The organism is Promicromonospora xylanilytica (assembly GCF_054782895.1).
This window is the reverse complement of record NZ_BAAGRP010000006.1, coordinates 112,451-138,927: the sequence shown is the minus strand read 5'-3', so window position 1 is coordinate 138,927 and position 26,477 is coordinate 112,451. Positions and strand designations below refer to the sequence as shown.

General features: G+C 72.6%; 28 protein-coding genes. 15 read left to right on the top strand and 13 right to left on the bottom strand.

Features of this window, described 5'->3' with window-relative positions; all coding sequences use genetic code 11:
- The first annotated feature begins 174 nt into the window (after positions 1–174).
- A complete protein-coding gene (locus ACYVK7_RS07805; protein ID WP_460887122.1) occupies positions 175–1,512 on the top strand; it encodes a hypothetical protein in 1,338 nt (445 codons plus the stop codon).
- Here the strand turns inward: ACYVK7_RS07805 and ACYVK7_RS07800 are convergent.
- Positions 1,490–2,770 (bottom strand): multidrug effflux MFS transporter, encoded by a 1,281-nt coding sequence (locus ACYVK7_RS07800; RefSeq protein ID WP_460887121.1) that lies wholly within the window; start codon positions 2,768–2,770, stop codon positions 1,490–1,492. The genes ACYVK7_RS07805 and ACYVK7_RS07800 overlap by 23 nt on opposite strands.
- A gap of 101 nt (positions 2,771–2,871) precedes the next feature.
- On the opposite strand from ACYVK7_RS07800, the gene ACYVK7_RS07795 reads away from it, so the two are divergent.
- A complete protein-coding gene (locus ACYVK7_RS07795; RefSeq protein ID WP_460887120.1) occupies positions 2,872–3,753 on the top strand; it encodes a helix-turn-helix transcriptional regulator in 882 nt (293 codons plus the stop codon).
- Between the two features lie 11 nt (positions 3,754–3,764).
- Here ACYVK7_RS07795 and ACYVK7_RS07790 read toward each other — a convergent pair whose 3' ends face one another.
- A complete protein-coding gene (locus ACYVK7_RS07790; RefSeq protein WP_460887119.1) occupies positions 3,765–4,673 on the bottom strand; it encodes a LysR family transcriptional regulator in 909 nt (302 codons plus the stop codon).
- A 166-nt stretch (positions 4,674–4,839) separates the two neighbouring features.
- On the opposite strand from ACYVK7_RS07790, the gene ACYVK7_RS07785 reads away from it, so the two are divergent.
- The 3 genes from ACYVK7_RS07785 (at position 4,840) to ACYVK7_RS07775 (ending at position 9,107) form a co-directional block, all read left to right on the top strand.
- Complete coding sequence (locus ACYVK7_RS07785; protein ID WP_460887118.1) at positions 4,840–5,886, top strand: MBL fold metallo-hydrolase; 1,047 nt, start codon at positions 4,840–4,842, stop codon at positions 5,884–5,886.
- 55 nt (positions 5,887–5,941) lie between these two features.
- Positions 5,942–7,294 (top strand): MFS transporter, encoded by a 1,353-nt coding sequence (locus ACYVK7_RS07780; RefSeq protein ID WP_460887117.1) that lies wholly within the window; start codon positions 5,942–5,944, stop codon positions 7,292–7,294.
- Between the two features lie 151 nt (positions 7,295–7,445).
- Complete coding sequence (locus tag ACYVK7_RS07775) at positions 7,446–9,107, top strand: thiamine pyrophosphate-binding protein (RefSeq protein WP_460887116.1); 1,662 nt, start codon at positions 7,446–7,448, stop codon at positions 9,105–9,107.
- Between the two features lie 367 nt (positions 9,108–9,474).
- Here ACYVK7_RS07775 and ACYVK7_RS07770 read toward each other — a convergent pair whose 3' ends face one another.
- From ACYVK7_RS07770 to ACYVK7_RS07760, 3 genes are read right to left on the bottom strand one after another with little or no spacing between them, the layout of a single operon-like run.
- Positions 9,475–10,410, bottom strand: coding sequence for a carbohydrate ABC transporter permease (locus ACYVK7_RS07770; protein ID WP_460887115.1), 936 nt, complete (start codon positions 10,408–10,410; stop codon positions 9,475–9,477).
- Complete coding sequence (locus ACYVK7_RS07765; protein ID WP_460887114.1) at positions 10,407–11,342, bottom strand: carbohydrate ABC transporter permease; 936 nt, start codon at positions 11,340–11,342, stop codon at positions 10,407–10,409. The genes ACYVK7_RS07770 and ACYVK7_RS07765 overlap by 4 nt, the downstream gene beginning before the upstream one ends.
- On the bottom strand, positions 11,339–12,763 hold the full coding sequence (locus ACYVK7_RS07760; protein WP_460887113.1) for a type 2 periplasmic-binding domain-containing protein: 1,425 nt from the start codon (positions 12,761–12,763) through the stop codon (positions 11,339–11,341). Before ACYVK7_RS07760 ends, ACYVK7_RS07765 begins: the two co-directional genes overlap by 4 nt.
- Positions 12,764–12,829: 66 nt before the next feature.
- On the opposite strand from ACYVK7_RS07760, the gene ACYVK7_RS07755 reads away from it, so the two are divergent.
- Complete coding sequence (locus tag ACYVK7_RS07755) at positions 12,830–12,979, top strand: hypothetical protein (RefSeq protein ID WP_460887112.1); 150 nt, start codon at positions 12,830–12,832, stop codon at positions 12,977–12,979.
- On the top strand, positions 12,976–13,545 hold the full coding sequence (locus ACYVK7_RS07750; protein ID WP_460887111.1) for a hypothetical protein: 570 nt from the start codon (positions 12,976–12,978) through the stop codon (positions 13,543–13,545). The genes ACYVK7_RS07755 and ACYVK7_RS07750 overlap by 4 nt, the downstream gene beginning before the upstream one ends.
- A 21-nt stretch (positions 13,546–13,566) precedes the next feature.
- Here ACYVK7_RS07750 and ACYVK7_RS07745 read toward each other — a convergent pair whose 3' ends face one another.
- Entirely contained in the window at positions 13,567–14,955 is a 1,389-nt protein-coding gene (locus ACYVK7_RS07745) for an FAD-binding oxidoreductase (RefSeq protein ID WP_460887110.1), read from the bottom strand.
- Between ACYVK7_RS07745 and ACYVK7_RS07740 the strand changes: the two genes are divergently transcribed.
- The 3 genes from ACYVK7_RS07740 (at position 14,954) to ACYVK7_RS07730 (ending at position 17,168) form a co-directional block, all read left to right on the top strand.
- The gene (locus tag ACYVK7_RS07740; protein WP_460887109.1) at positions 14,954–15,112 is read left to right on the top strand and encodes a hypothetical protein; all 159 of its coding nucleotides are present in this window, start codon (positions 14,954–14,956) and stop codon (positions 15,110–15,112) included. The genes ACYVK7_RS07745 and ACYVK7_RS07740 overlap by 2 nt on opposite strands.
- Positions 15,109–15,630, top strand: coding sequence for a PH domain-containing protein (locus ACYVK7_RS07735; protein WP_460887108.1), 522 nt, complete (start codon positions 15,109–15,111; stop codon positions 15,628–15,630). Before ACYVK7_RS07740 ends, ACYVK7_RS07735 begins: the two co-directional genes overlap by 4 nt.
- A gap of 161 nt (positions 15,631–15,791) precedes the next feature.
- Positions 15,792–17,168: a PH domain-containing protein gene (locus ACYVK7_RS07730; RefSeq protein WP_460887107.1), complete on the top strand. Its 1,377-nt coding sequence runs from the start codon at positions 15,792–15,794 to the stop codon at positions 17,166–17,168.
- A 32-nt stretch (positions 17,169–17,200) separates the two neighbouring features.
- Here ACYVK7_RS07730 and ACYVK7_RS07725 read toward each other — a convergent pair whose 3' ends face one another.
- The 3 genes from ACYVK7_RS07725 to ACYVK7_RS07715 all read right to left on the bottom strand — a co-directional run bounded on the left by ACYVK7_RS07725 (position 17,201) and on the right by ACYVK7_RS07715 (position 19,603).
- Positions 17,201–17,524, bottom strand: coding sequence for a DUF5808 domain-containing protein (locus tag ACYVK7_RS07725; protein WP_460887106.1), 324 nt, complete (start codon positions 17,522–17,524; stop codon positions 17,201–17,203).
- A 107-nt stretch (positions 17,525–17,631) separates the two neighbouring features.
- Positions 17,632–18,579: a diacylglycerol/lipid kinase family protein gene (locus ACYVK7_RS07720; protein WP_460887105.1), complete on the bottom strand. Its 948-nt coding sequence runs from the start codon at positions 18,577–18,579 to the stop codon at positions 17,632–17,634.
- Between the two features lie 28 nt (positions 18,580–18,607).
- Positions 18,608–19,603: a helix-turn-helix transcriptional regulator gene (locus tag ACYVK7_RS07715; RefSeq protein ID WP_460887104.1), complete on the bottom strand. Its 996-nt coding sequence runs from the start codon at positions 19,601–19,603 to the stop codon at positions 18,608–18,610.
- A gap of 102 nt (positions 19,604–19,705) precedes the next feature.
- Here ACYVK7_RS07715 and ACYVK7_RS07710 point away from each other — a divergent pair, with 102 nt between their 5' ends.
- Positions 19,706–20,155: an SRPBCC family protein gene (locus tag ACYVK7_RS07710; RefSeq protein ID WP_460887103.1), complete on the top strand. Its 450-nt coding sequence runs from the start codon at positions 19,706–19,708 to the stop codon at positions 20,153–20,155.
- 8 nt (positions 20,156–20,163) lie between these two features.
- On the opposite strand, the gene ACYVK7_RS07705 is transcribed toward ACYVK7_RS07710, so the two are convergent.
- Positions 20,164–20,736 carry a dihydrofolate reductase family protein gene (locus ACYVK7_RS07705; protein ID WP_460887102.1) on the bottom strand — a complete coding sequence of 191 codons (573 nt, stop codon included), beginning with the start codon at positions 20,734–20,736 and terminating at the stop codon, positions 20,164–20,166.
- 184 nt (positions 20,737–20,920) lie between these two features.
- Here ACYVK7_RS07705 and ACYVK7_RS07700 point away from each other — a divergent pair, with 184 nt between their 5' ends.
- Positions 20,921–21,604, top strand: a complete 684-nt coding sequence (locus ACYVK7_RS07700; protein WP_460887101.1) for an alpha/beta fold hydrolase — start codon at positions 20,921–20,923, stop codon at positions 21,602–21,604.
- A gap of 31 nt (positions 21,605–21,635) precedes the next feature.
- Positions 21,636–22,070 (top strand): VOC family protein, encoded by a 435-nt coding sequence (locus ACYVK7_RS07695; protein ID WP_460887100.1) that lies wholly within the window; start codon positions 21,636–21,638, stop codon positions 22,068–22,070.
- 69 nt (positions 22,071–22,139) lie between these two features.
- Here ACYVK7_RS07695 and ACYVK7_RS07690 read toward each other — a convergent pair whose 3' ends face one another.
- A complete protein-coding gene (locus ACYVK7_RS07690; protein WP_460887099.1) occupies positions 22,140–22,733 on the bottom strand; it encodes a hypothetical protein in 594 nt (197 codons plus the stop codon).
- Between the two features lie 136 nt (positions 22,734–22,869).
- On the opposite strand from ACYVK7_RS07690, the gene ACYVK7_RS07685 reads away from it, so the two are divergent.
- The gene (locus ACYVK7_RS07685; protein ID WP_460887098.1) at positions 22,870–23,079 is read left to right on the top strand and encodes an EF-hand domain-containing protein; all 210 of its coding nucleotides are present in this window, start codon (positions 22,870–22,872) and stop codon (positions 23,077–23,079) included.
- Positions 23,080–23,106: 27 nt separating this feature from the next.
- Here ACYVK7_RS07685 and ACYVK7_RS07680 read toward each other — a convergent pair whose 3' ends face one another.
- Positions 23,107–23,958, bottom strand: coding sequence for a class II fructose-bisphosphate aldolase (locus ACYVK7_RS07680; protein ID WP_460887097.1), 852 nt, complete (start codon positions 23,956–23,958; stop codon positions 23,107–23,109).
- On the bottom strand, positions 23,955–25,271 hold the full coding sequence (gene melA / locus ACYVK7_RS07675) for an alpha-galactosidase (RefSeq protein ID WP_460887096.1): 1,317 nt from the start codon (positions 25,269–25,271) through the stop codon (positions 23,955–23,957). The genes ACYVK7_RS07680 and melA overlap by 4 nt, the downstream gene beginning before the upstream one ends.
- Before the next feature lie 99 nt (positions 25,272–25,370).
- On the opposite strand from melA, the gene ACYVK7_RS07670 reads away from it, so the two are divergent.
- Positions 25,371–26,177, top strand: a complete 807-nt coding sequence (locus ACYVK7_RS07670; protein WP_460887095.1) for a DeoR/GlpR family DNA-binding transcription regulator — start codon at positions 25,371–25,373, stop codon at positions 26,175–26,177.
- The last annotated feature ends 300 nt before the right edge of the window (positions 26,178–26,477 follow it).

Below are 26,477 nucleotides of genomic sequence, written 5' to 3'. Positions count from 1 at the left end.
CGACCGCTGACCACGTTCCAGGAGCGAAAACTGAACCACGCAAGCCCGCAGCGCACCACGCTCAAGGACTATCTGACCGAACGCTCGGGGTTCTACACCGCCGAGATGGTCGGACTCATCGCCGCAAAGCTGTTCTGTCTGGGGTTCGCAGGGCTCCTCGGTTGGGCAGTCGCCATGATCGTGGACGATGGCGAGCTCGCCGGCTGGTTCCTCGGCCCGATCGTGGGCCTCGCCGCGATCTTCACGGCATGGATGGGGCTCTTCCTGTTCAACCGTCACATCGTCGAACGGCTGCGGCCGGCAAACCGCTTCCACCGGCTCGGCAGGTCCCCCGGCCGACCCCGGAACGCCGAGCGTGAGGCCGAGTCGGCCCCCGCACCCGGGCGTCAGCGGACCAGGACCCGGGTTCTCCTGGCCCTCAGCGTGCCTGCGCTCCTCATCCTCGTCCACATCCTGTCGGCGTACGTCGAGGAGCTCACCAGTGGTGGGCGCTTCCGCTGGCTGGCCTGGGGATATCAAGGGATTGCGATCGATCCGCTGTTCTACGTGACGGACCGGTGGCCCGTCCCCGTGCTCATCGTGCTGGGGATCTCGCTGGCCAGCCTGATCGCGCTCCTCTGGACGGGCCTGCGTACCGCCGGACGGCGTCTCCGTGCGCGCCGCCGCGCCCGCCTGGCGGACCGGGCCGCGCTGCCGGAGCTACCGGACCTACCCGAGCGGGTGCTGCGGTCCGCCCCGCGCGGGCAGGCGGACCTGCTCCGGCGGGCCGGGTTGTTCCTGCCGCTCGGACTACCTGCGGCGTACCTGCTCGGTTACTGCCTGCTTGCCTACCTGGCCCACCTGTGGTCGATGGTGACCAGTCCGGTCATCGACGAATGGGCCTGGAACGCGCCGGAGAACTTCGGCGCCTTCGGTGAATGGTTCTTCACCGAGGAGTGGATGACCATGCGGGTGCTGGCGCTCACGCTCTCCGTCATCTTCCTGTCGGCGGGGATCGCGCTGGCGGTGCTGGCCGTCCCGTTGCTGGTCCGGCGGGGCGCGGACGCGATCGATCTGGCCGTCACCGAGACGGGCGTCGTCGTCCGTGGCGGTCTGGCCATCGGCTGGGACGAGATCGCCGAGGTCCTGGTCGTCCGGGACACGCGGATCACCTCGTGGTCCGGGGCCCGGAGGCTCCGCGCTCCGGGCCAGCCGCGCTCCGTCCTCAACCCGACGTACATCGCTGGGCACTCCCGCACCCGGATCGCCCTGGTGCTGCGCGACCTCCCCGACGTCGCCACGAGGTCCTCCCGCTCCCAGCGACGCGCCCTCCGGGCGGACCACACGGGCGCCTACGGGTACGCGCTCTGCGACCTGTGGGTCCATTCCGCGGACGAGGTGAGCACGAGCCTCGCATCGCTCCAGAAGCGCGCCACACGGGAACGCGTCCCCGTCACCAACCTGGAGCGTGTCACGAGCGACAGCATGCCGGAGGGGACCCCCCGATGGTTCAGTGCTCTGTTCGTACGGTAGCTGACTCGATCGGCCGCTGGTCGGCCCTGGTGTACCTGCCATGAGCCGCTCCGCGGCCGTGGACAACGCTCCGAGCCCGCACCGTGAGCAGCACGGCGGCGCCCGAGGCCGCCACCGCTACCGTCGTCACGATGCCGAGCGGGAGGCTGCTCAGGGCACCAGCGACGCCGACGAGCGGCGCGGCGACAGCACCGAACGCGAACCGCGCCAGACCGAGCAACGACGATGCCGTCCCAGCGATCTCCGGGTAACCGACGAGGGCGAGCGCCGTCGCGGGCGCCGAGCTGATGGCGACGCCGCTGGCCAGAAGGAAGAGCGAGACGACGACGAGCGTGAGCGGCATCGGGGCGAGGCCCGTGAGCAGCAGGCCGGCCGCACCCAGCCCCGCGACCCCGACACCGACGGTGAGGGTGCCTCGCACGCTCCAGCGTTCCGTGGTGAGGCCGGAGAGGTAACCGAAGACCATGAACCCCGCGGAGTTCGCCCCGAAGGCCAGTGCGTAGCCCTGTGGGGTCAGCCCATAGACCCCCTGCAGCACGAAGGTCGATCCTGCCAGGTACGCGAAGAGCGCGGCGTACAGGAAGCCCTGGTTGAGCACGGCGCCGACCAGCCTGCGGTCCGCCAGCAGCACCCGGAAGTCGCGGACGATCTGCGCGAAACCGCCGGTCGAGCGGTTCTCGCGCGGCAACGTCTCGGGGAGCGCCGCGATGCTGACCAGGAGCACCGCCGCCCCGGCGGCGGCGAGGAACAGGAAGAGGCCGCGCCAGTCGGTGACCCGGGCGAGCTGCCCGCCCAGCAGCGGGCCGACGATCGCGGCCAGGCCCGTGACGACCGTGAGCCGCCCGTAGAACCGGATGAGCGCGCTGCCGTCGTAGATGTCCCGACCGGCGGCCTGCGCGATGACGACGCCGACGCCCCCGGCGACCCCCTGGACGAACCGGGCAGCGATCAGCAGCTCCACGCTCGGGCTCAGGGCACACAGCACCGAGACGACGACGAACGCGGCCACACCGGTCAGCAGCACGCCCCGTCGGCCCAGCCGGTCGGAGAGCGGCCCCGCGACCAGCTGACCGAGAGCGAGCCCGACCAGGCACGCGGTGAGGGTCAGCTGTGCCACCGACGTCACCGCGTCGAGCTCCGCCGTGAGCGCGGGCAGTACGGGCAGGTACAGGTCCAGCGAGATGGGCCCGAAGATGGTCAGGAGGAGCAGTATCCAGGGCAGCAGACTGGTGCGCCGTGGGCTTCGTGGAGCATTCATGGGCTCCACCCAAACCGCGTCCGCACCGATGCGGGAGACCCTGATATGACGTGCCCTGACAGGCCACCCCTCGTCCGCCCGCCCGGTCCTAGCATGGCGGGATGGACAACCGATCCGAGGTGCGCACGTTCCTCGTCTCGCGCCGGGCACGGCTGACCCCCGACGCCGTCGGGATGCCGACGAGCTCGAACCGCCGCGTAGCGGGCCTGCGCCGCAGCGAGGTCGCGGCGCTCGCGGACATCAGCGTCGAGTACTACGGGCGCCTCGAACGCGGCGCGATCGCGGGCGCCTCGTCGTCGGTCCTCGACGCCATCACCCGCGCCCTGCGGCTCGACGACGGCGAGCGCGCGCACCTGTTCGACCTCGCGCGGGCGGCCGACGGCATCCCGGCGTCAGGTCGGCCGCGACGCCGCGCCGACCGCCCGCAGCAGACCCGCCCGAATCTGGGCTGGGTGCTGTCCGCGATCACCGGCGGCGTGGCCTTCGTGCGCGACCAGCACCACAACATGCTGGCCATGAACGACCTCGCGCGGGCTTTCTACACCCCGATCATCGGCGACGGCGGACGTACCCCGAACCTCGCGCGCTTCCAGTTCCTCGATCCCGCCGCGCGCGACTTCTACCCGGACTGGCAGCACTTCGCCGAGATGTGCGTCGACATCATGCGCGCGGAGGCCGGGCGCGACCCGCACGACAAGGGTCTGCAGGACCTCGTCGGGGAGCTCTCGACCCGCAGCGAGGCGTTCCGCGCGCTGTGGGGCGCGCACAACGTGCGCGCCCCGGGAGCGGGCACCAAGCGCTTCAACCACCCGCTCGTCGGCGAGGTGTCGCTCGCCTACGAGGAACTCGACATCACCGCCGAGCACGGTCACGTGATGATCATCTACACGGCCGAGCCGGGCTCGCCGTCGGCCGAGCGGCTGGGGCTCCTCGCGTCCTGGAACGCCGGGGCGCCCGACGTCCGATCGGCACCGAGCCGCTGACGGGGCCCGCCTCAGGCGCCGGCGCCCCCGGCCTCCTCGCGCAGGAGGTCCAGTGCCGCCTGGACACGCCGCGGCACGTGTCGCCCGGGCGAGAGCACGGCGACGATCGTGTTGATCGACTCCGTACCCGCGATCGGACGGAAGACGATCAGGTTGTCCTCGTAGGTCCGCCCGTGCGCGGGCGGGCTGTTGATCAGCGAGTACCCGAGACCCCGCGAGACCATCGAGTAGATCGTGTCGATGTTGCTGCTGGTCCACCGGATCGTGGGCCGAACGCCCGCGGACCGCAGGGTCTCGGTGAGTCGCTCGATCGTCGGTGGGATGTTCAGCAGGATCGCCGGCTCGTGGGCGAGGTCGGCGAACGACACCGACTCCCGCGCCGCGAGCGGGTGCCCGGCGGGCAACGCGGCGTGCAGCACGACGTCGGCCAGGTGCACCTGCGCCAGGTCGTCGTCGGCCTGGCGTCCGTAGACGAGACCGAGGTCGATCGCACCGCGGCGGATGCTCTCCTGGACGGCCGCCGGGTCGTCCTCGGAGAAGCTCACGTCCACCGCCGGGTGCTCGCTGTCGAAGCGGGCGACCAGCGGCGGGACCAGACGAGGCGACAGGGTGTGGCTGCACCCCACGCGCAGCGGCCCGCTCATCGCACTCATCGACTCGGCGACGATCTCGCGAGCCTCCCCGACCCGGTCCAGGACACCGCGCGCGTGCCGGGCGAACTCGACCCCCGCCGGGGTCGGCACCACCCGCCGCGACGCGGACCGGACGAAGAGGTCCGCTCCGAGCGCCTTCTCGAGCTGAGCGATGGCCATCGACGCCGCCCCCTGGGACACGTGCGAGGCCTCGGCCGCTGCGGTCACCGAGCCGTGGTCGACGGCCGCGACGAAGTACTGCATCTGGCGGAGCGTGATCTCTGACATCAGTTCCCCTTATGGCCACCATGACATCTATCGACTGTTCAGATCATGAGGGATGTGACCACACTGGGACAAGCCCCGGAGTCCTGGGACACCGACGGGCACCGACGCCCGCCCGTCCGGGCGACCCACGCCCCATCCGGCAACCAATGCAAGGAGCACCATCCTCGTGACCGACGACGCCCACGACCTGCACCCCCGTGTGATCACGCTCGGCACCGCCGGCGGACCCCGATGGTGGTCCCGAGGCGAGCCCACGCGCCGCAGCGGCATCGCGACCGCGGTGGTGGTCGGCGACACCTTCTACCTGGTCGACTGCGGCCACGGCGTCGGACGGCGGATCGCCGAGGCAGGCCTGCACCTGCGGGACCTGCGCGGTATCTTCCTGACGCACCTGCACTCCGACCACACCGTCGACCTCGCCAGTCTGGCCGTCTTCGGCCTGTACGAGCTCGGCGGGCGCCTGGAGCACCCCGTGCCGATCATCGGGCCGGGCGACCGCGGCGCCCTCCCACCGGTCTCGCCCCGTGCCACCGTCCCGCCCCGGCCGGTCGCACCCGACCACCCGACTCCCGGCACGGCCGCCATGTTCGACAGCCTGGTGCGCGCCTTCGCGACCGACCTCAACGACCGGGTCATCGACGGCCTGCGCCCCAGCCCCACCGAGCTGTTCGCCCCCCGCGACATCACGATCCCGGCCGGGCTGGGCTACCACCCGAACGCCCGCCCGACCCCGCCCATGGACCCGTTCGTGGTGCACCAGGACGACCTGGTCACCGTGTCGGCGATTCTCGTCGAGCACCCTCCCGTCGCACCCGCGTTCGGGTTCCGCTTCGACACACCCGGCGGCTCCGTGACCTTCTCGGGCGACACCACATACACCCCGAACATGGTCCGGCTGGCACGCGGAACCGACCTGCTCCTGCACGAGGCGATCGACGTCGACTTCATCGAGCGCACGTACGGTGGTCGGCTCGACGACGAGTCCCGCGCCTCGCGCGACCACCACTACAAGTCCCACACGACGGTCGCCGACGCCGCGCGGGTCGCCACCGAGGCCGGCGCCGCACAGCTGGCCCTGCACCACCTGGTGCCGGGCACCGCGGACGCGTCGGTGTGGCGGCGCGCCGCCGCGCACTTCGACGGCACGTTCCACCTTCCGGACGATCTCGACGTCATCGAGCTCCGGCCCGCGACGGACCGGATCCCCGTGTGACCGCGGACCGGACTCCCGCCTGACCCACGCACCACCGACGATTCAAGGAGGAATCGTGACGCTGCAGAACCATGAGGACGGGACCAGCACGGTCCCCGCCCCGCCCAGGCACGACGAGCACGGTCAGCAGCCGTCTCTGCACACCACCCAGATGCGCCGGATCCTCGCGTCCGGGTTCATCGGCAGCGCGATCGAGTTCTACGACTTCATCCTCTACGGGACCGCGGCGTCGATCGTCTTCAACAAGGTCTACTTCACCGCCCTCGACCCCGCCGTCGCCATCTTCGCGTCGTTCGTCACCCTGGCGGTCGGATACGTGGCGCGCCCCATCGGCGGCGTCGTCTTCGGCCACTTCGGCGACCGCATCGGGCGCAAGAAGATGCTCGTGCTGTCGATGCTGCTCATGGGTGTCGCCACCACCCTCATCGGTATGCTCCCCACGACGGCGCAGATCGGCGTCGCCGCGCCGATCATCCTGGTGCTGCTGCGGCTCGTCCAGGGCATCGCCGTCGGCGGCGAGTGGGGCGGCGCCGCCCTCATGGCGCTCGAGCACGCGCCCACCCGGCGACGCGGCTTCGCCACGTCGTTCGCCTCGGCCGGTGGGCCCGCCGGGGCTCTCCTGGCCACCCTTGTCGTGACGATCATGTCCGCGACCACGGGCGACGCTTTCCTCACCTGGGGCTGGCGCGTGCCGTTCCTGCTGTCCGCCGCACTGATCGTGGTGGGCCTCGTCGTCCGCCTCAAGGTCACCGAGAGCCCCATGTTCCAACAGCTCGAGAAGGTGAACGAGGCGCGCAAGGTCCCCATCGTCGAGGTCCTGCGGCACCACCGCCGGGCGGTGGGCCTCGCCCTCGTCGCCGCGCTCGGATTCCCTGCCTGCCAGGGACTGCTCACCGTGTGGGGAGTCTCCATGGCCGTCGAGAACGGCGTGGAACGGACCGACGTCCTCGTCTGGAAGGCGGTGGGCGCCGCGCTGACCCTGGCCGTCACCTTCTGGTCCGCCCGGCTCAGCGACCGCTTCGGCCGGCGGCGCATGCTGGTCGCGGGCGCAGCCCTGGGCGTGGTCGGCGCCTACCCCCTGCTGACGCTCCTGACCAACGGCACCCTCTGGGGTTTCGCCGTGGCGATCGTCGTCGGCAACGGCATCATCCAGGGCATGCTCTTCGGGCCCCTCGGCGCCTTCGTGGCCGAGCAGTTCCCGACCCGGGTCCGCTACACCGGCGCGTCGCTCGCCTACCAGGGCGGCTCGACCCTCGGCGCGGGGTTCGCCCCGATGATCGCCGCGGGCATGATGGTGCTCTCCGCCGGAGCCGTCTGGCCCGTCGCCCTGTTCTGGGCGCTCGTGCTGGTTGCCGGGGCGGTATGCGTCCTCGTGCTGCGCGAGAGCAGCCGCACCACCCTGGAATGACCCGAGGGCTATACTCCCGATCGTCAAGGCGGACAGCACCGACACCACCGCCTGCGCTCGAAAAAGGGGCGCGCGACGGGCCTCGCACCACGCCCGCACGGGACACATACGGACCGCACGACTCATCCGTCACTGTTTCCCTGGAGGCCCCGTGCCCACCGTTTCCGCCCACGTCGCCCGTACCGTCGCCCGCCACGTCGACCACGTCTTCGGCGTGATGGGCAACGGCAACGCCTGGTTCCTCGACGCCCTCGAGCGCTCGACGACGGCGCGCTTCACCGCCGTCCGTCACGAGGCGGGCGGCGTGGTCGCCGCGGACGCCCACTTCCGTGCATCGGGCCGCATCGCCGCCGCCACGGCCACCTACGGAGCCGGGTTCACCAACGCGCTCACCGCGCTCGCCGAGGCCGCGGCGGCCCGCGTGCCACTGGTCCTGCTGGCGGGCGACGAGCCGACGTCGGGCCCGCGCCCGTGGGATGTCGACCAGATCGCGCTCGCGGCCGCCGTCGGGGCGCGCACCTATACGGTGGGCCGCGCGGACGCCGCCGCCACGAGCGTCATCGCCATCGAGCACTCGCTCACCTACCGCGTGCCCGTGGTGCTGGCCATCCCGTACGACGTCGCAGCGCTGGAGGCCGGTCCGGTCCCCGACGCGCCGGAGCCCACGCTCCCCGAGCCGATGGCGCCTGCGGGCCCGTTCGACGCCGCCGCCATCGCCGACCTCGCCAAGCACCTCTCCACCGCCGAGCGGCCGCTGCTGCTCGCCGGCCGCGGTGCCTGGCTCGCCGGCGCTGGCCGGGCGCTCGGCGACCTCGCGGACGTGACCGGAGCCCTGACGGCGACCACCGCGCTGGGCCGCGGCGTCTTCCCCGACGGCCGCTACGACCTCGGCGTCGCGGGCGGGTTCGGCGCCCAGCGGGCGATGGAGCTGGTGCGCGAGGCCGACGTCGCGGTCGTGGTCGGGGCCTCGCTCAACCAGTTCACCATGCGCTTCGGCGACCTGTTCGCGCCGGGCACGCGCGTGGTCCAGGTCGACACCGCCGCCGCGGCGACGCACCGGCACGTCGGCGGCTTCGTCCGGGGCGACGCCGCCCTCGTGGCCCGCATCCTCGTGGACGAGCTGCACACGCTGGGCGCCAAGCCGTCCGGTTGGCGCGAGACCGTCGACGTCGCGGCGGCCCGCCGCTACGAGACCGGCCCGGCGGACGGGATCGCCCCCGACGGGCGCCTCGACCCGCGCACGGTCGCGCACCGCCTCGCGGGCATGCTGCCCGCCGACCGGGTGGTCGTCTCCGACGGCGGGCACTTCATCGGCTGGGCGAACATGTACTGGCCGGTCGCCTCCCCCGACCGGATGGTCATGGTCGGCACGGCCTACCAGTCCATCGGGCTCGGCTTCCCGAGCGTCGCAGGCGCCGCGGCGGCCCGCCCCGACGACGCCGTCGTGCTCACCACCGGCGACGGCGGCGGGCTCATGGCGCTGGCCGACCTCGAGACGGCCGTGCGCACCGCCGGCGGGCGCGGCGTCGCCGTCGTCTGGAACGACGCCGCCTACGGCGCGGAGGTGCACGTGTACGGGCGACAGGGCATCACCAGGGAACCGATGCTCATCCCCGAGACGGACTTCGCCGCCCTCGCCACCGCGGTCGGCGCGGAGGGCGTGGTCGTACGCTCGCTGACCGACCTGGACCGGCTGGCCCGGTGGGCGGCCGAGCCCGTCGCGGACCGCCGCTTCCTGCTGCTCGACTGCCGGGTCTCGGGGGACGTCGTCGCTCCGTACCAGGAGGAGATCCTGCGGGCGAACCGCCGCTAGCCCGTCGGCACTGTCGCCGCGGCCCACGCCGGTGCGCGGGACGTCGACCGGAAACGGTGCCCGACGGCGATCGGTACCGGTCCCGATCAATATCGATCACCTCGCACACCCCGGCCTTCGAGTACGTGCCGGACACCGGGTCGACCCCTCGTTCGCGAACGAGCTGCTCGACGCGTCGACCACGGCCCACGAGGCGGCCGCGGAGCTCTACCTGACGACGGGCGCCGCCCCGTACCGGCGCGACGTGACCGCCAGTCCGCTGCACCGGGCCGAGGTGTTCTCCCCGGACGGCTTCTACCGGGGCTCGGTCGCCGCACTGGGCGCGAGCCCCGCAGGCCGGGTCAGGAACGGGCCTGACCCGGCCCGCTCAGCCCTTCGACCCCGTCGTCGCGATCCCCTGCACGAAGTACCGCTGGCCCGCGAAGAACAGGAGGATCATCGGCACGGTCGTGATCACCGACGCCGTCACCACCACCTCCCACTGGGACTCGCCGCCCGGGCCGAACTGGTCGATCAGCGCCTTGAGCCCGCGCGGCACCGTGAAGGTGGCGGTGTCCTGCAGGTAGACCAGCGGGCGCAGCAGGTCGGTCCAGGAGGCCTGCGCCTCGAAGAGGAACGTCAGCACCAGCGCCGGCCGGCACAACGGCACCGCGATGAGCCAGAACAGCTTCCACTCGCTCGCACCGTCGAGCCGGGCCGCCTCGAAGGGCTCGCGGGGCAGGCTCAGGAAGAACTGCCGCAGCAGGAACACGTAGAACGCGCTCGCGAACAGGTTGCCCGCCCACAGCGGCACGGTGGTGCCGACGAACCCCAGCCGGTGCCAGATCAGGTACGTAGGGATCAGCGTGACCGCGCCCGGCAGCATCATCGTCGCCAGCACCACCCCGAACAGCGGACCTCGTCCGCGGAACCGGTAGTGGGCGAACCCCCACGCGACCAGCGCGCTGGAGACCGTCACCGCCGTGGCCGCGAGCGCCGTCACGACCAGCGTGTTGCCCAGCCACAGGGCCAGGGGCGCCGACTCCCACACCGTGAGGTAGTTCTCGAGCGTCGGGTGCTGGGGCACCAGGCGGTTGTCGAAGATCTCGGCGCGTGGCTTGAACGAGGCCGACAGGAGCCACACCAGCGGGTAGACGAACACGAGGGCGAGTACCGAGAGGGACGCCACCACGAGCCAGCGCAGTCGGCGTCGGCGGCGGTGCGCCTCGCGCCGGTCGTCCGGCGTCGGTGCGCCGGTGCCGCCCACCCCGCCTGCCGTGCCGTCCGGGACGGCGCCCGCCGGGACGGCGTCCACGACCGTCATCGCTGCTCCCCCTCGTAGTAGACGAGCCTGCGGGACACGAGCAGCTGGACGGCGGTGACCAGCATGATGACGACGAACAGGAGCCAGGCGAGCGCTGACGCGTACCCCATGTGCAGCTCGGCGAAACCCTCACGGAACAGGTAGATCACGTAGAAGAGCGCGGCGTCGTTGGAGTAGGTCGAGTTCCCTGCGCCGAAGTACGCCGAGTAGGCCTCCGTGAACATCTGGAACGCGGCGATGGTGTTGACGACGGTCACGAAGAACAGGGCGCCGCTGATCATGGGGATCGTCACGGTCCGGGTGCGGCGCCACCAGCCGGCGCCGTCGACGCGGGCGGCGTCGTACAGCTCGGCGGGCACGTCCTGCAGCGCGGCCAGCAGGATCACGACGGCGGCGCCGACGGACCAGAGGCTCACCAGTGCGAGACCCGGTTTGATCCAGTCGGGGTCGGTGGTCCAGCTCGGACCGTCGATACCTATGGCGCCGAGCGCCTCGTTGACGAGGCCGTATTCGCCGTTGAACAGCAGGAGCAGCAGCACGCCGACGGCGACGGGCGGAGTCATCTTCGGCACGAAGAACGCGGTGCGGAAGAACCCGGAGGCCCTGCCCGCCTGGTGCAGCAGCAGGGCCAGCGCGAGGGCGACCAGCACGTACAGGGGCACCTGCAGCAGCGTGTACTGCAGCGTGTTCCAGAGCGCCAGGCGCACCTGCGGGTCGCCGACCATGCGTTCGTAGTTCTCCAGGCCCACGAACGACGGGTCGCTCAGCACGTCGTAGTCGGTCAGGGAGAGGTAGCCGCTGTAGAAGATGGGCCAGGCCGTGAAGACCAGGAACCCGAAGATCCAGGGGCTGATGAACGCCAGGCCGGCGGTGCGCTCGCGGCGGGCACGGGCGCTGGGGCGGGTGCGCGTGCCGGGACGCGCTGCCCTCACTGCTTCTCGTCCCACGTCGCCCACGCCTCGTCGAGGGCGGACTGTGCCTCTTCCTGTCCCTGGGCCATCGCCGCTGCGGGTTCCTGCTGGCCGTTGAGCACCCGGTTGACGGCGTCCTGCCAGGCGGTCTCGAACTCGGCTCCGGCGGGGTTGGCCGGGAGCGTGAAGGTGTGGTCGTTCGCCTCGTACATCGCGTCGATGGCGTCGTCCCACGGTGCGGGCGGGTCCTCGGCCACGAGGGTGTCCCGGATCTGGGCATCCGCCTCCTCGTTGCCGGTCAGGACGCCGGTGAACACCAGGCCGTCGGCCGCGCGCGCGTCCGCCCTGGCCTGTGCGGCTTCTGTCCAGGCCTCGGTCTCGGTCATGCGTGCGGCGTACGCGCAGGCGGCGGCCGGGTCTCCGGCCCCGACCGGGATCGCCCACGCTGACCCGGTCGCGAAGGCGTGCGTCTCTCCGTCGGGCCCGTGGACGGGGCCGAAGGCCATGGGCGCGTCCGGGGAGGTCTCGTTGAGGACGTTGACGTACCACTGCTCCATCGCCATGGCACCGAGCTGCCCGGTCGCGAACTGGTTGCCCGCACCGAAGAAGTCCGCCGAGTCGCGGTACGTCTTCACCGCGGGGAAGCCGCCCTGTGCGTCGTAGACGGCGACGGCCTGTTCGAGTGCCTCCACCACCGCTTCGTCGTCCAGCTGCGCGGTGCGGCCGTCGTCGGACAGGAGGTCGGCGCCGTTGCCCTTGGCCCACAGCGGCAGGAACTCGGGCAGCTTGGAGTCGACGCCGATGACCGACAGCTTGCCGCCGTCACGCCGGGTCATGGCCTCGGTAGCGGCCAGGACGGCGTCCGGGTCGGACCCGTCGACGTCGGCAAGGCTCAGGTTCGCTTCAGCGAGCAGGTCGGCGTTCGCCATGGTGATCTGGACCATGTTGAACTCGGGGATGCCGTAGAGGTCGTCCCCGAACGTCACCTCGGCCAGCGCCGGGTCGACGAACGCGTCGGTGTCGATGCCCTGCTCCTCGACGCATGCCGACAGTGGCAGGATCGCCCCACGTGAGGCGAAGGTACCGATCTGGTCGCGCTCTGCGTAGACGAGGTCTGGCGGATTTCCCGCGGCCGCAGCGGACAGGAACGCCTGCGGGTCGAGCGCACCCTCGGACAGCTTGACGTCGGTGCCGAGCGCCTCGGTGGCCCGCTCGTGGCGTACCTCGCCGATCTCGTCGCCCATGCCGAACCCCATCACCTGGAGGGTGCCGCCCGGCGACGGCGACGCCCCGAAGTCGACCTCGGCACCGGCGCCGGCACCGTCCTCGGCGCCGATCCCGGTAGCACAGCCCGTTGTCCCGAGCGCCGCGAGGAGCGTGGCAGCCAGGAGCGCGCCGGTTGCGCGAAGCCGACGGGGGCTGCGCTGGCGTGGGTCGGACATGGCGGGCCTCCTCGGTGCGGGCTGCCGGCTTCGCTCGACCAGCCGGCTCCGGTTCATCGTGTGCCGGTGCGCACGCACTCGCACGAGAAGCGGTTCGTCGAGCTCGTCGCGTGCGTGACGGCGCCCGGCCCGCGCTCGCCCGGAGCGCCGTGCCGGACGCGCTCGCCGGGCCTCGCCGAGAGCCGAAGCACCTCGCCTGCCATGATGAACGGGTGACCGCCTACGACCTGCGTGTCGAGCAAGCGGACCCGGCTCGGGTCGTCACGGTCCTGCCCGGGAGCGGCTACACCGCGATGGCGCCCCTGCTCTGGTACACCCGGTCCGCGCTGAGCGACCTGGGCTGGACGGTCCGCACGCTGGAGTGGGCGGACCGTCCGTCGTTCGGTTCGGCGCGTGCCGCTTACGCGGAGGTGCTCGGGGACGACCCGGGGGACGACGCGCTGCACCTGGTGGTGGCCAAGTCCCTCGGCACTCTCGCGATGCCGCTGGCGGTCCGGCTGGGCCTGCCCGGGGTCTGGCTCACACCGGTGCTCACCAGCGAGCAGGCGCCCGACGTGCGCGAGACGGCGGCCGACCTGGACGAGAACCACCTCCTGATCGGAGGCACCGCCGACCCGCTGTGGGACGGCGACCTCGCCGACGGCTCGGAGGCCGACGTGCTCGAGGTGGAGAACGCCGACCACAGCCTCGAGGTGCCGAACGACCGGACGGAGAACCTGGCGATCCTCGAGGAGGTCGTCTCGGCGATCGAGGACTTCGCGCTGTCCTTCGGCGACGAGTGACCGTTCGTCGGGACATGCCCCTCACGACGCAGTCAGCGGTGCTGTCGCCGTAGTCGTCGTAGTCGTCGTAGTTGTCGTAGTCGTCGTATTCGTCGTATTCGTCGCCGGCAGGATGTTCTGGTTCAGGTGGAACACGTTGTCCGGGTCGTAGGCGGCCTTGACCGCCGCGAGCCGGGCCAGCTTCTCCGGCGGGTACGCCCGCCGCACACCGGCGGCCCCGTCGTCGCCCAGCACGTTGACGTAGACGCCGCTGGCGAAGGGGTCCAGCCGGGCCGCGCTCGCCCGTGCCGCCGCGATCTGCGCCTCGTCCTCGCCCGGGTCGGTCCAGCCCGTGGCCGCGACGTACTCGAACCGGGTGTCGCGCCGGCTGAACGCGGTCTCGTCGGCCGGCACGTCGGCGATGGCGCCGCCGTAGGCCTGGAGGCCTGCCCGCACGCCGGGATCGGTGGCGAGCAGCGCCTCGATCGCGCCGAGCGACAGGTCGCGGACGTAGTGGCCCTTCCAGTAGCGGCGCACGGCGTGGCCCCGCGTGCTGTCCTCCCGCGTCTGGAGGTCGAGGTAAGACAGCTCCTCGACCCGGCGGGCCGTCGGCACGCCCAGCGACTCGAGCTCCGCGGCGTGCGCCCGCCCGAGGCCGGGGTCGCCGACCCAGACGAGGCCGAGCGTGACCACGCCGTCGTGCACGCCAGCCGTGTACGTCGCCGCCCGCGGCGCGCTCTCGCTGAGATCGCGCCACCGCAGGACGGCCGGCACCGCGTCCTCGACCGGGAAGTCGAGCTCGACACCGAGCGCACGGGTCCCCGCATCGTGCAGCCGGAACTCGAACTCGGTGACCACACCGAAGTTCCCGCCCCCGCCGCGCAGCGCCCAGAACAGCTCCGGCCGCTCGTCGGCCGCGGCCCGGAGCACCTCGCCCGCCGCCGTCACCACCTCGAACGAGACGACGTTGTCGCAAGCCAGGCCGTACTGGCGGGCCAGCCAGCCCATCCCGCCGCCCAGGGTCAGGCCGCCGACGCCGGTGTGGGACACGTTGCCGGCCGTCGTGGCCAGGCCGAGCGGCTGGGTGGCCGCGTCGAGCGCGCCCAGCAGCGCACCGCCCTGCACCCACGCGCGTCTGCGCTCCGGGTCCACGCGGACGGCGCCCATCGGCGTGAGGTCGACCATCAGTCCACCGTCCGGGACGCCGTGCCCCACCACGCTGTGTCCCCCGCAGCGCACACCGACCTCCAGACGTTCCCGCCGTGCCAGCGCCAGGGCCGCCGCGACGTCGGCGGCGTGCCGGCAGCGCACCACCAGGGCGGGCCGGTGGTCCACCATCGCGTTCCACACCGTGCGCGCCTCGTCGAACCCGGTGTCACCGGGGCGGAGCACGTCCAGCCCGGACATCGCGGAGTCCTCGATGGTTTCCATGCGCTCGCTCCTTCTGGACCAGGGCCTCCTCGACGAGTCCCGCTCCCACGACAGACTGACCCCGGCCGCGGGACTCATCGCACAGGACTCGTCGCGCCGCGCCGCACGTGGAAAGGCGTTGCTGCGCCGCGTGCGCCTTGCGAGCATGGTGCGGTGACCGCGCCGACCGTCGACGAGAGTCCTGTCCCTCCCCTGCGACTACGTCCGCCACGGCATGCCGTGGATCCGCGCGCCGTCGGCTGGTGGTCGTTGCAGCTCGTGCTACTGACGGCCGTGCCTGTGGTGCCGCTGGTCGTGCTGGGCCTGCTGATCGCTCCGGCGCGCCTGTGGCTCCTCCTGCCCGCCGCCGTCCTGGCGGCCGTCGGGGTGCTCGCCATCCTCGTCCTGCCCAGGCTGTGGTTCCGCCACCACCGGTGGGAGGTCACCGAGGAGGCCGTCTACACGCGCACCGGATGGTTCTTCCAGCAGTGGCGGGTCGCACCGCTGGCCCGCGTGCAGACCGTCGACACGGTCCGCGGACCGCTGGAGCAGCGCTTCGGCCTGGCGACCCTCACGGTGACCACGGCGTCCGCCAAGGGTGCCGTGAAGGTCGAGGGGCTGGACGCGGAGACGGCCGCAGGCCTCGCCGCGGACCTCGCCCTCGCCACCCAGGCCACGCCAGAGGACGCGACCTGAGCGCCGACGGCGCGGCGTGGGAGCGGCTCGACCGACGGGCCGCTCTCGCCGGAGCCGCGTATACCGCCGGTCCTGCGGCGGGCGCGGCGCTCGTCACGGGGTACTGGCTCGCCGTCGGCGGCTCGGTCGGGACGGCGCTGGCCTGGGTACTGCCGGGATTCGTGGTCGTCGTCGCGGCGGGCGCCGCGGCGGGCGAGTGGATGTGGCGCGTCACCAGGTACCGCCTCGACGCGGAGCGGCTCCACGTGCACACCGGCGTCGTCTTCCGCAAGCGCCTCGCCCTGCGGCGGGAGCGGATCCGGTCGGTGGACGTCACCGCCGACCCCGTGCTGCGCGTGCTCGGCACCGTGACCGTGCGGGTGGGCACCGGCGAGCACGCCGGCGCGGAGGGAACCGTCACCCTGTGGCCGGTGCGACGAGCGTCCGCCGACGCGCTGCGGTCCGCCCTGCTGGCGCACGCCGCGCGCCCCGGCGACGCGGGACCCGGCGACGCGGGATCCGGGGACGGGACGCTGGCCAGGTTCGACCGCCGGTGGCTCCGGTTCGCCCCGCTGTCGTTCCTCACGCCGACGCTGGGTGCCGCCGCGGCCGGCGGCACGCTCCAGGTGGCCGAGTGGTTCGGCCTGCAGAACGACGTGATCGCCGCGGTCGGGTCGTGGTTCGGTCTCGCTCCGGCGCTGCTCGTCGCCCTGGCACTGGCCGTGGGGCTCCTCGTCGCCGGCGGGGTCGCGACGCTGGCCATCTGGGTCGAGCTGTGGTGGAACCACACGCTGGACCGCAGGCCCGACGGCACGCTGCAGGTGCGCCGCGGGCTGTTGACCACCCGGTCGATCTCGCTCGAGGAGTCCCGGCTGCGCGGGGTGGAGGTCGTGGAGCCGCTCGCCGCCCGGCTGGCCGGCGGCGCGCGGGTGGACGCGGTCGCCACCGGGCTGGCGACGGGCGAGGAGGACAAGGCCGAGAGCCGGACCCTCCTGCCCACCGCGCCGAAAGAGCTGGCCGACCGGGTCGCGGCGGACGTGCTCCGTGCGCCGACCGCCCCGCCGACGGCCGCGCCCCTCGCCCCGCACCCGCTGGCGGCTCGCGGACGCCGCCTGCGCTGGGCAGTCGGCACCGTGCTCGCGGGCGAGGCCGTCGTGGTGGTGCTCGGCCTGCTGCTCACGCCCGTGCTGCTCCACGTGGCCTGGATCAGCACCCTCGTGCTCGTGCCCGTGGCGGTGCTGCTGGCCCTCGACGCCTACCGCTCGCTGGGCCACACGCTCGCCGGCGACTACCTGGTCGCGCGCAGCGGCACGGTACGCCGTGCGACGGTGGCGCTCCAGCGGCGCGGCATCGTGGGCTGGACCGTACGCCAGTCGGTGCTGCAGCGCCGAGCCGGGCTCGTCACCGTCCTCGCCACCACCGCGGCGGGCTCCGGCGCCTACGCCGTCCGCGACGCGGCGGAGGCGCACGGCCTCGCCCTCGCCGACGCCGCCGTCCCCGGCCTGCTGCGGCCGTTCCTCATCGGCGCCGACGAGCCGGAGGTCTCACCCAGGGGATGAGGTGGCGCCGGGCGGGGTGGCTCGGCGCCGCGTCAGACGCCGATCTTCTGCCGCACCACGGCGACGACCTTGCCCAGGTTGACGGTCCAGCCGACCCCGAACACGCGGGGCCCGACGACCCGCTCGGCCTGTGGGTTCCACAGCCGGTCGCGGGCGCGCTCCAGGGTCGGGACCCGTAGCTCGTACGGCACCACCGAGGCCAGCTTGCCGTGCCACGTGCGCTCCGCCTGCGGGGTGCGCAGTTCCTTCACGACGGCAGCGACGGTCAGCCCGATCGTGATGAGCGTGATCAGCCCTCTCAGGCCGTTCTCCCGCTTCGACCGTCCGCCGTGGCTCACGTCCTTCGTCCGCGTCATCTCGTTCTCTCCCGTGCTCTCGGTGTCGGCCCCCCTGCGACCATCTTGGGGCATCCGCCGCCGGACGGCGCGGACGACCCGCCAGGCTCCCGCCGGGGCTCCTGCGCTCAGCGGACCCGCACGGCGCCGGGCTGCACGGACACGGCGACCCGGGTGGTCTCCCCCAGGTCCTCGCCGTCGATCTCGAAGACGCGTGGCTCCAGCAGCTCGATGCTCACCTGTCGCAGGCGGAGGTGCGTCGCGCTGTCGCTGCTCTCCGCCGTCGACCCGCCCGTGGCGAGCCGCTTGACGCCGTTGTCCCAGACCATGTTGCGCAGCGTGTCGGCCCACCCCGCGGCGTCGGCGGCGCTCAGGACGAGCAGGTCGAGCTCACCGTCGGCGGGATCGGCGTCCGGCAGCAGGTTGATCCCGCCCTGGAGCGTGCCGCAGTTGCCGATCAGCAGCGTGTGCACGCTCTCCTCGCCCAGCGGCTCGTCGTCGGCGGTGATCCGGACGTCGAGGGTGTCGCTGGCGGTCAGGGCCCGGCCCATCGACTCGACGTAGGCCAGCCAGCCGACCTTGTCCTTGAGGTCGTCGTCCGTCTCGGTGATCATGTGCGCGTCGAGCCCGAACCCGGCGAGCACCGCGAACGCGTGCCGTTCGGTCCCGCCCTCGAGGTCGATCTCCAGCCAGCCCACGTCGATGGCCCGCGCCTCGGCGGTGAGCGCCCTCGTGAAGGCGGCGGCGACGTCGCCGAGCGGGACCGAGAGGTTGCGGGCGAGAAGGTTGCCGGTGCCGAGAGGGACGATGCCCAGCTCGACGTCCCCGCCCGCCTCCGCGAGGTGCTCGGCGACCGCGCGCACGGTCCCGTCGCCGCCCGCGACGACCAGCACGTCGGCACCCGCCTCGATCGCGGCCGCGGCGGCGCCCTGGCCGGCGTCGTCCTTGCTCGTCTCGAACCAGCGGGCCTCCGTGCGCCGGCTCTCCGCGGAGACTGCCTTGCCCAGCCCGGACTCCAGGTCCTGCCTGCTCGTCTTGGACGGGTTCCAGATGATGCCCACGCGTCGTGCGGTCATGGGCTGATGCTTGCACACCGGGTCGCCGTCATCGACCCCTGATCTCCGGGACCTCCTGCCGGCCCTCCGCGGGGTGGGCGACAGCGGCCGCCAACCGCTCCGCCAGCGCCCCGACGGCGGTCCGGAGCTCCGGCCCGCCCTCCACCCGGAACGGGTACGGCACGCTCGCGAGCCACTCCTGCGCGTACATCTGCGGGTTCCGGGTGCTGCCCACCAGCACGCATCCGTCGCCCGCGGCCTCGAGCCGTCCCTTCTGGGCGCCGACCCAGGGCGCGACGTCGGCGAGCGGGGCGTCGAAGACGACACGGGTGGCGAACTGCCACCCGGTGCCCAGGTGCTCCTCGAGCGCCGTCACGGGGTCGAGGCCCGCCGGGGGCTCGAAGCGACGCTCGGTGTGCTCGACGGCGACGATCCGGTCGACCCGGTAGGTCCGGGTCGCCCCGGCGCGGTGGGAGTGGCACAGGAGGTACCACCGCCCGTAGCGCACGACCACGGCCCACGGGTCGACCTCGGCGACCCACTCGCTGCCGGACTCGCCGCGGTAGGTGACCAGCACGCGCCGTCGGGCGGCGACCGCCGCGACCAGGTCGCTGGTGACGGCGGTCCCGGGACGGGCCGCGTACCGGTCCGGCGCGGCGGACGCGTGCTCGCGCAGCGCCGCCGCCTGGCGACCCACGTCCTCGGGCAGCGCCCGGACCACCTTGCCGAGCGCGGTGTCGACGAGGTCGTCGCCTTCGGCGGCGGGGTGGCTGTCGAGCACCGCCATGACCAGCCCGAGCGCCTCGGTCTGCGTGAAGCTGACCGGGGGCAGGCGCGTGCCGCGCCCGAGCCGGTAGCCGCCGTGCGGCCCGCGGGCGGACGAGACCGGGATGCCGGCCTCGCGCAGGATCTCGACGTACCGGCGGGCTGCTCGTTCCGTGACGCCCAGCCGTTCGGCGAGCTCGTTCGCCGTCGTGCCGGGGCGGGTCTGCAGCACCTCGAGGGCGCGCAGCGCGCGTGCGGTGGGGCTGATCTCGGACGGCATCCCAGCAGGCTATGCCCCCGGCACGCGAGTGGGCCGAGCCTCGACGGGCGAGTGGGCCGAGCCCAGGTCACGGTGGTCACACGCCAACGAAAGGAGAGGCTCGTGGCCAGCATCACGAAGTCGATCGACGTGGACGTCCCCGTACGCACCGCCTACAACCAGTGGACGCAGTTCGAGGAGTTCCCCCGGTTCATGGAGGGCGTCGAGGAGATCCGCCAGCTCGACCCGACACATACCCACTGGAAGACGAAGGTGGGCGGGGTCGAGCGGGAGTTCGACGCGGAGATCACCGAGCAGCACCCGGACGAGCGCGTCGCGTGGGCGAGCCGCACCGGTCCCGACCAGGCCGGAGTCGTCACGTTCCACAAGCTCCACGACGCCAAGACCCGGGTCACCGTGCAGATGGACTGGGACCCCGGCAGCGCCACCGAGAAGGTGGGCAGCGCGCTGAACTTCGACGACCGGCGCGTCGAGGGTGACCTCGGGCGGTTCAAGGAGTTCATCGAGGCCCGCGGCGCCGAGACAGGTGCCTGGCGCGGCGACGTGAGCTGACCGGCAGGTCAGCGCAGCACCTCGAAGACCTGCTTCTGCACGCCGTTCCTGTACGCGTCGTGCTCGACCAGCCGGAGCTTCTGCGCCACCTTGTCGGCATCGCTGAACAGGGGCTTGCCCTGGCCCAGCAGCACCGGGAAGACCAGCAGGTGGTAGGCGTCGATGAGGTCGGCGTCGGCGAGCGCCCGGGTGAGGGAGACGCTCCCGTGCACCTGGAGCTCGCCGGCGTCGGACTCCTTGAGCCGCGCGACCTCGTCCAGCGAGCGCAGGATAGTGGTCTCGCCCCAGCCGTCGGTCAGGTCGTCGTCGGTGAGGGTCGTGGAGACGACGTACTTGGGCAGGGTGTTGTACCGCGTGAACTCGGCCATGCCGGGCCAGACGGGCGCGAACATCTGGTAGCTCGCGCGGCCGAGCAGCAGCCCGCCGGCCTCCTCCTGCTCGCGGCCCTTGAGCTCGAAGGCCTCCGGTGCGGGGGCGACCGTCTTAAAGGTCCACGCGGTGTCGTGCAGCTCGGGGTCCCCGCCGGTCGGGTCGACCTTGCCGTCGAGCGAGACGAAGTGGGTGGCGACGATGGTGCTCATGTCGGGTTGTCTCCCTGGGTGGTGGTGGCCGGTCGGTCGCCCGGCCTCTGCCAGCTCAGACGACCGGGCGCGTGAAACTCATCGCACTTCCGTTCAGTCGCCCTTATACCGGAAGTAGAACGTCCGGAACTGGCTCTAACGTGGGACGCAGCGGCACGTCGCCGCACCGACCACGGGAGAGATCATGGACATCCTGCTCATCGGGGGCCTCTGGCTCGACACGACCGCCTGGGACCATGTGGTGCCGGAGCTCGAGGCGCTCGGGCACCGGCCCGTCCCGGTCGCGCTCCCCGGTCAGGGCGACGGCTCGACGTCGGCCACGCTCGACGACCAGGTCGCGGCAGTGCTCGCGGCGGTCGACGCGGCGGACGGGAAGCCGCTCGTCGTCGGCCACTCGGCCGCGTGCACGCTCGCCTGGCTCGCCGCCGACGCGCGGCCGGACGAGGTGGCCGGGGTGACCCTGGTCGGCGGCTTCCCCTGGGACGACGGCAAGCTCTACGCCGACCTGTTCGAGATCACCGGCGGTGTCATGCCGTTTCCCGGCTGGGGGCCGTTCGAGGGTCCGGACTCCGCCGACCTCTCCGACGCCGTCAAGCAGACCGTGGCGGACGCGGCGGTCCCCGTGCCAGAGGGCGTCGCCCGCGGCGTGGTGCACCTGGCCGACGAGCGCCGGTTCGACGTCCCCGTCGTGGTGGTGTGCCCGGAGTTCACCGCCGCCCAGGCTCAGCAGTGGATCGACGCCGGCGACGTGCCGGAGCTCGCGCGGGCCAAGCACGTCGACCTGGTCGACATCGACTCGGGCCACTGGCCGATGTTCACGCGGCCCGCCGAGCTGGCCCGGCTGCTGGCGGGCTCGATATCTCGATGACCGGATCGGCACGCGTCGTTATGGTGGCCCGATGCCAAAGGTCCAACACTTCCAGGTCACCTTCGACTGCGCCGAGCCGGAGCGGGTCGCCCGGTTCTGGTGCGAAGTTCTGGGGTACGTCGTCCCGCCGCCCCCCGAGGGGTTCGCCTCCTGGGACGAGTACACCGGATCGCTGCCGCCCGAGGAGCGGGACGCGGCGTTCGCGTGTGTCGACCCGACGGGAGTCGGTCCGCGCCTGTACTTCCAGCGCGTACCCGAGGGCAAGATCGTCAAGAACCGGGTGCACCTCGACGTGCGGGCGGGCGCCGGCCTCGTGGGCGCGGAGCGACTCGCCGTGCTCGAGGCGGAGGCCGCACGGCTGATCGCACTGGGCGCGACGCACGTGCTGACGCAGTACGCCGACGAGGAGAACGAGTCCTGCATCACCCTGCAGGACATCGAGGGCAACGAGTTCTGCGTCGACTGAGACGCACAGCCCCGCTGAGTGCTGGATCTTCGCCCCTCTACCGCGCGCGGAGGGGCGAAGATCCAGCACTCAGCGCTTCAGGCCGAGGCTGCGCAGCTCCAGGTCGGCCAGGCGGCGCACCGTGTCGGGGTCGCCGTCCCGCCAGGCGCCGACGGGGTCGTCCGTGACGCGGGTCAGGGTCCGCAGCGGCTGGTTGGCGAGGGCGCGCAGCGCCAGGAGCTCGGGGTCAGCCCCCACGAACCGCCGCGCGGCGCCCGCCCGGCGCGCGAACCGGACGCGGAACGGCACGTAGAGCACGGCCACGAGCAGCACCGGGACGAGGAACACCCCGACCCCGGCGAGCAGCGCGACGTCGGCCACCGTCTCCGCCTGGGAGCGTCCCGCCGCGGCCAGGCTCTCGGCCGCCTCGGCGGCGCCCTTGAACGGGGCGGCCAGGTCGTCCCCCACGGCCGGCAGGCCGCCGATCCGTCCCTCGACGTCGTGGAACCGGCCCGCCAGGTCGTCGCCGGCCGATGCCGTCGCCAGGCCGGGCCGCCCCAGCGTCAGGGTCACGTCGTGGACCTCGCGCCCGGCCCAGGCCCACGCCGTGATCCAGGCGAGGAGCAGCAGGTCGCCCAGCACCTGTCGGGCCGCTCGTGCGGGTGCGGCGGCGTACAGCCTCATGGTCTGGTCCTCCGGGCGTCGACGAGTGGCACGCCGCACGGTATCGGACAGGGACCGACATTCGGGGCGCCACGACGCCACCGTTGTGTGGTTGCATACTCCCCGACGTGTTCCCGGCATCGCGGAGGTACTGCCCATGACCACCAACGACGAGCTCACCCGTACGTTTGTCGAGTTCGACGGCGACGGCGACGGCCGGATCACCGCCGACGAGTTCCGGCAGGCGATGGCCACCCGCGGCGAGGAGACCAGCGACAAGGACCTCGAGGAGATCTTCGGCAAGGCCGATCACGACCACGACGGCCGCATCGACCTCGCCGAGTTCACGGAGGCCTGGGACGCCTGACCCACCCCTGGTTGCCGACCAAAGGGGTCAGGGGGCCAGGATCGCCTGGGACAGGCGGGTCACCGTGTCGCGGACCGCGTCGCGGGCCGGGGTCAGATACTTGCGCGGGTCGGTCACGGCACCGTCGGCCGCGAGGTACTGGCGCACCTCGGCCGTGTAGCCGACGTTGAGCGCGGTCCCGACGTTGATCTTGCGGACGCCGCGGGCGACGGCGGCGCGCAGCGTCCCGACGGGCACCCCGGACGACCCGTGCAGCACGAGCGGTACCGGCAGCCGGTCGGTGAGGCGGCCGACCAGGTCCAGGTCGAGCTCGGCGGTCGCCGTGGTCATCGCGTGCGAGCTGCCCACGGCGACGGCGAGACCGTCCACGCCGGTCCGCTCCACGAACGACGCCGCCTCGTCCGGGTCGGTGCGTACGCCCGGCGCGTGCGCACCGTCCTTGCCCCCGATCTCCCCCAGCTCGGCCTCGATCCACAGCGAGGTGCGGTGACCGGCCTCGGCGAGCTCCGCCGTCGTCGCGACGTTCTTGTCGTACTCGAGGTGGGCCGCGTCGACCATGAGCGACGAGATGCCGAGCTGCCACGCGGACGCGACGACCGACCTGGCCAGGTCGACGTCCTGCACGTGGTCGAGGTGCACGCTGACCGGCACGCCCGCCGACGCCGCCACCTCACGGCAGCCGGCGACCAGCGGCGCCATCCGCCCGCCGTGGAACCGCACCGCGTTCTCGCTGACCTGGAGGATCCCGGGCAGGCCCGCTGCCTCGAGGCCCTGGACGATGCCCTCGGCGTGCTCCAGCGTGATGACGTTGAACGCGAGGACCGCGCTGCGCGACCGCACGGCGTCGGCGACGAGGGCGCCCGTCGCCGCGAGCGTCATGGCGCGCTCGCCGGGACGGGACCGCGCAGGGCCTCGGGCAGCAGGTCGCCGTGCGCGGCGGTGAGCTCGTCGCACACCGCCCAGATCTGCTCGGGGGTCAGGGTCGACGACGCGTTCGGGTCCAGGAGCGCGGCCTGGCGGACCAGGAGCTGGTCGCCCGTGCGCGCCGCCTCGACGGTCAGCCGCCCGACCGAGACGTACGCCTGGTTGACGGCGGCGCACTGGATCGGCAGCGACCCCATCGGCACGGGCGCGATGCCCGATCCGTCGACGACGGCGGGCACCTCGACCACGGCGTCCGGCCCCAGGTTGTCGATCAGGCCCCGGTTGGGCACGTTGACGTGCACCTCGCGGCGCGTGCCGGTGACCAGGGAGTGGATGATCTGCGGCGCGTACTCGCTCGCGCCGTCCTCGAGCTCGAGCTCGCCGCCGGCGGCGAGGGTCCGCCTGGCCCGGTCGAGCTCGGCGAGGTTCTCGCGGCTGATGCCGACGTACTCCAAGGGCTCCAGCCGGTAGCGCTCGATCTGCGCGTCCGAGCGCAGGAACCACGACAGGTACTCCGACGAGTGCTCGCTCGTCTCCGTGGGGTAGTAGCCGAGGCGCCGGAAGATCTCGACGCGCACGCGGCGCTCCAGCTCGGGGTCGGCAGCGATGCGCTCGCGCAGCAGCGGGTAGAGGTCCTTGCCGTCGTGCTCCCACTCGAGCAGCCAGGCCTGGTGGTTGACGCCGGCCGCGCGGTAGCGGGTCTCCTCGACGGGGACGCCCACGAGCTCCGCCAGGTCGTGCGCGGTCCAGTAGACGCTGTGGCAGAGGCCAGCGACCTTGAGCTCCGGGGCGACGACGGACAGCCACCACACGTTCATCGCCATCGGGTTCGTGTAGTTGAGCAGCCACGCGTCTGGGCACAGCTCGCGCATGTCGGCGGCCAGCGCGCTCAGCACGGGGAACGTCCGCAGCGCGCGGAAGATCCCACCGACGCCGGTCGTGTCGCCGATCGTCTGCCGCAGTCCGTGACGGGCCGGGATCTCGAGGTCGGCGACGGTGGCATCCACTCCCCCGACCTGGATCATGTTGATGACGAAGTCCGCGCCGTCGAGCGCCGTCCGGCGGTCGAGCGCCGCGACGACGGTCGCCCGGCCGCCGAGCTGCCGGTTGACCTGGCGCGCGGTCGCCTCGGCGACGTCGAGCCGCTCGGGGTCGATGTCGTGGAGCACGAGGCGGGCCTCGACGAGCTCGGGGAAGCGCAGGATGTCGGCGACGAGCTGCCGGGTGAAGACGACGCTCCCGGCGCCGATGAACGCGATGCTGACCATGCCGTCGATCATCAGGGCGTCCGCGCGAGATGTGCAAGAATACGATCAGAATTGGCGGTAACCGATCAGTTTGAGTGAGCGGTTCGAGAAGGGAACGGCATGGCGACCACGGCGGAATCGGCACCACGCGCCATCTCGCACAAGCGCACCGAGCGCATGATGCGCACCCTGACCTACGTCAACGAGCACGGCACCACGCGGCTCACGGACCTGGTCCGGGAGCTCGACGTGTCGTCCGCGACGATGCGGCGCGACCTCGCGGCCATGGAGGAGCAGGGGCTGCTCGTGCGCACCCACGGGGGCGTCCGCGCGCTCGACCCGACCACGGAGGTGCCCGTCCTGCTGCGGGACAACCGGTTCCGGGACGCGAAGGTCCGCATCGCCGAGCACGCCGCGGGCCTGCTCCCCGCGGGCCGCTACTCCGTGGCCATCAGCGGAGGCACCACCGCCGCCGCCGTCGCCAGGGAGCTGGCCACGCGCCCCGACCTGGCCATCGTCACCAACGCGCTGACGACGGCGACGGAGCTCGCCTCCCGGAGCAACCTGAAGGTGATCATGACCGGCGGGTTCGTCCGGTCCAGCTCGTTCGAGGCCGTCGGCGCCCTGGCGGAGAACACGTTCAACGCCATCAACGTCGGCACGGCGTTCCTCGGCACGGACGGCATCAGCGTACGCGGCGGGGCGACCACCCACGACGAGACCGAGGCCCGGACCAACCACGCGATGCTCGCGCACGCCGAGCACGTGGTGGTCGTCGCCGACGGCTCGAAGGTGGGCCGGGTGACCCTCGCCAAGGTGGCCGACCTCCCGGAGATCGACGTGCTGGTCACGGACTCCTCGGCGGACCCGGAGGCGCTCGCGGCGATCGAGGCGGCAGGCGTGGAGGTCCAGGTGGTCCCGGACTGAGCTCTCTGTCGGCCTGCTGGTCCCGACCCGCCGCCGAACCGCAACTTACGCGTCCAACTCGGCCGGGTCCGGCCGCTACCCGCCGCCGAACCGCAACTTACGCGTCCACCCGGCCGAGTCCGGCCGCTACCCGCCGCCGAACCGCAACTTACGCGTCCACCCGGCCGAGTCCGGCCGCCGAACCGCAACCTATGTGTCCCTTCGGGCGCCGAACCGCAGCAGGAGCGTGCATCGGCCCGTCGAAGGACCATCAACTTTCGGGTCGGCGCGAGATGGGCTCCTACATTGCGGTTCGGCGTT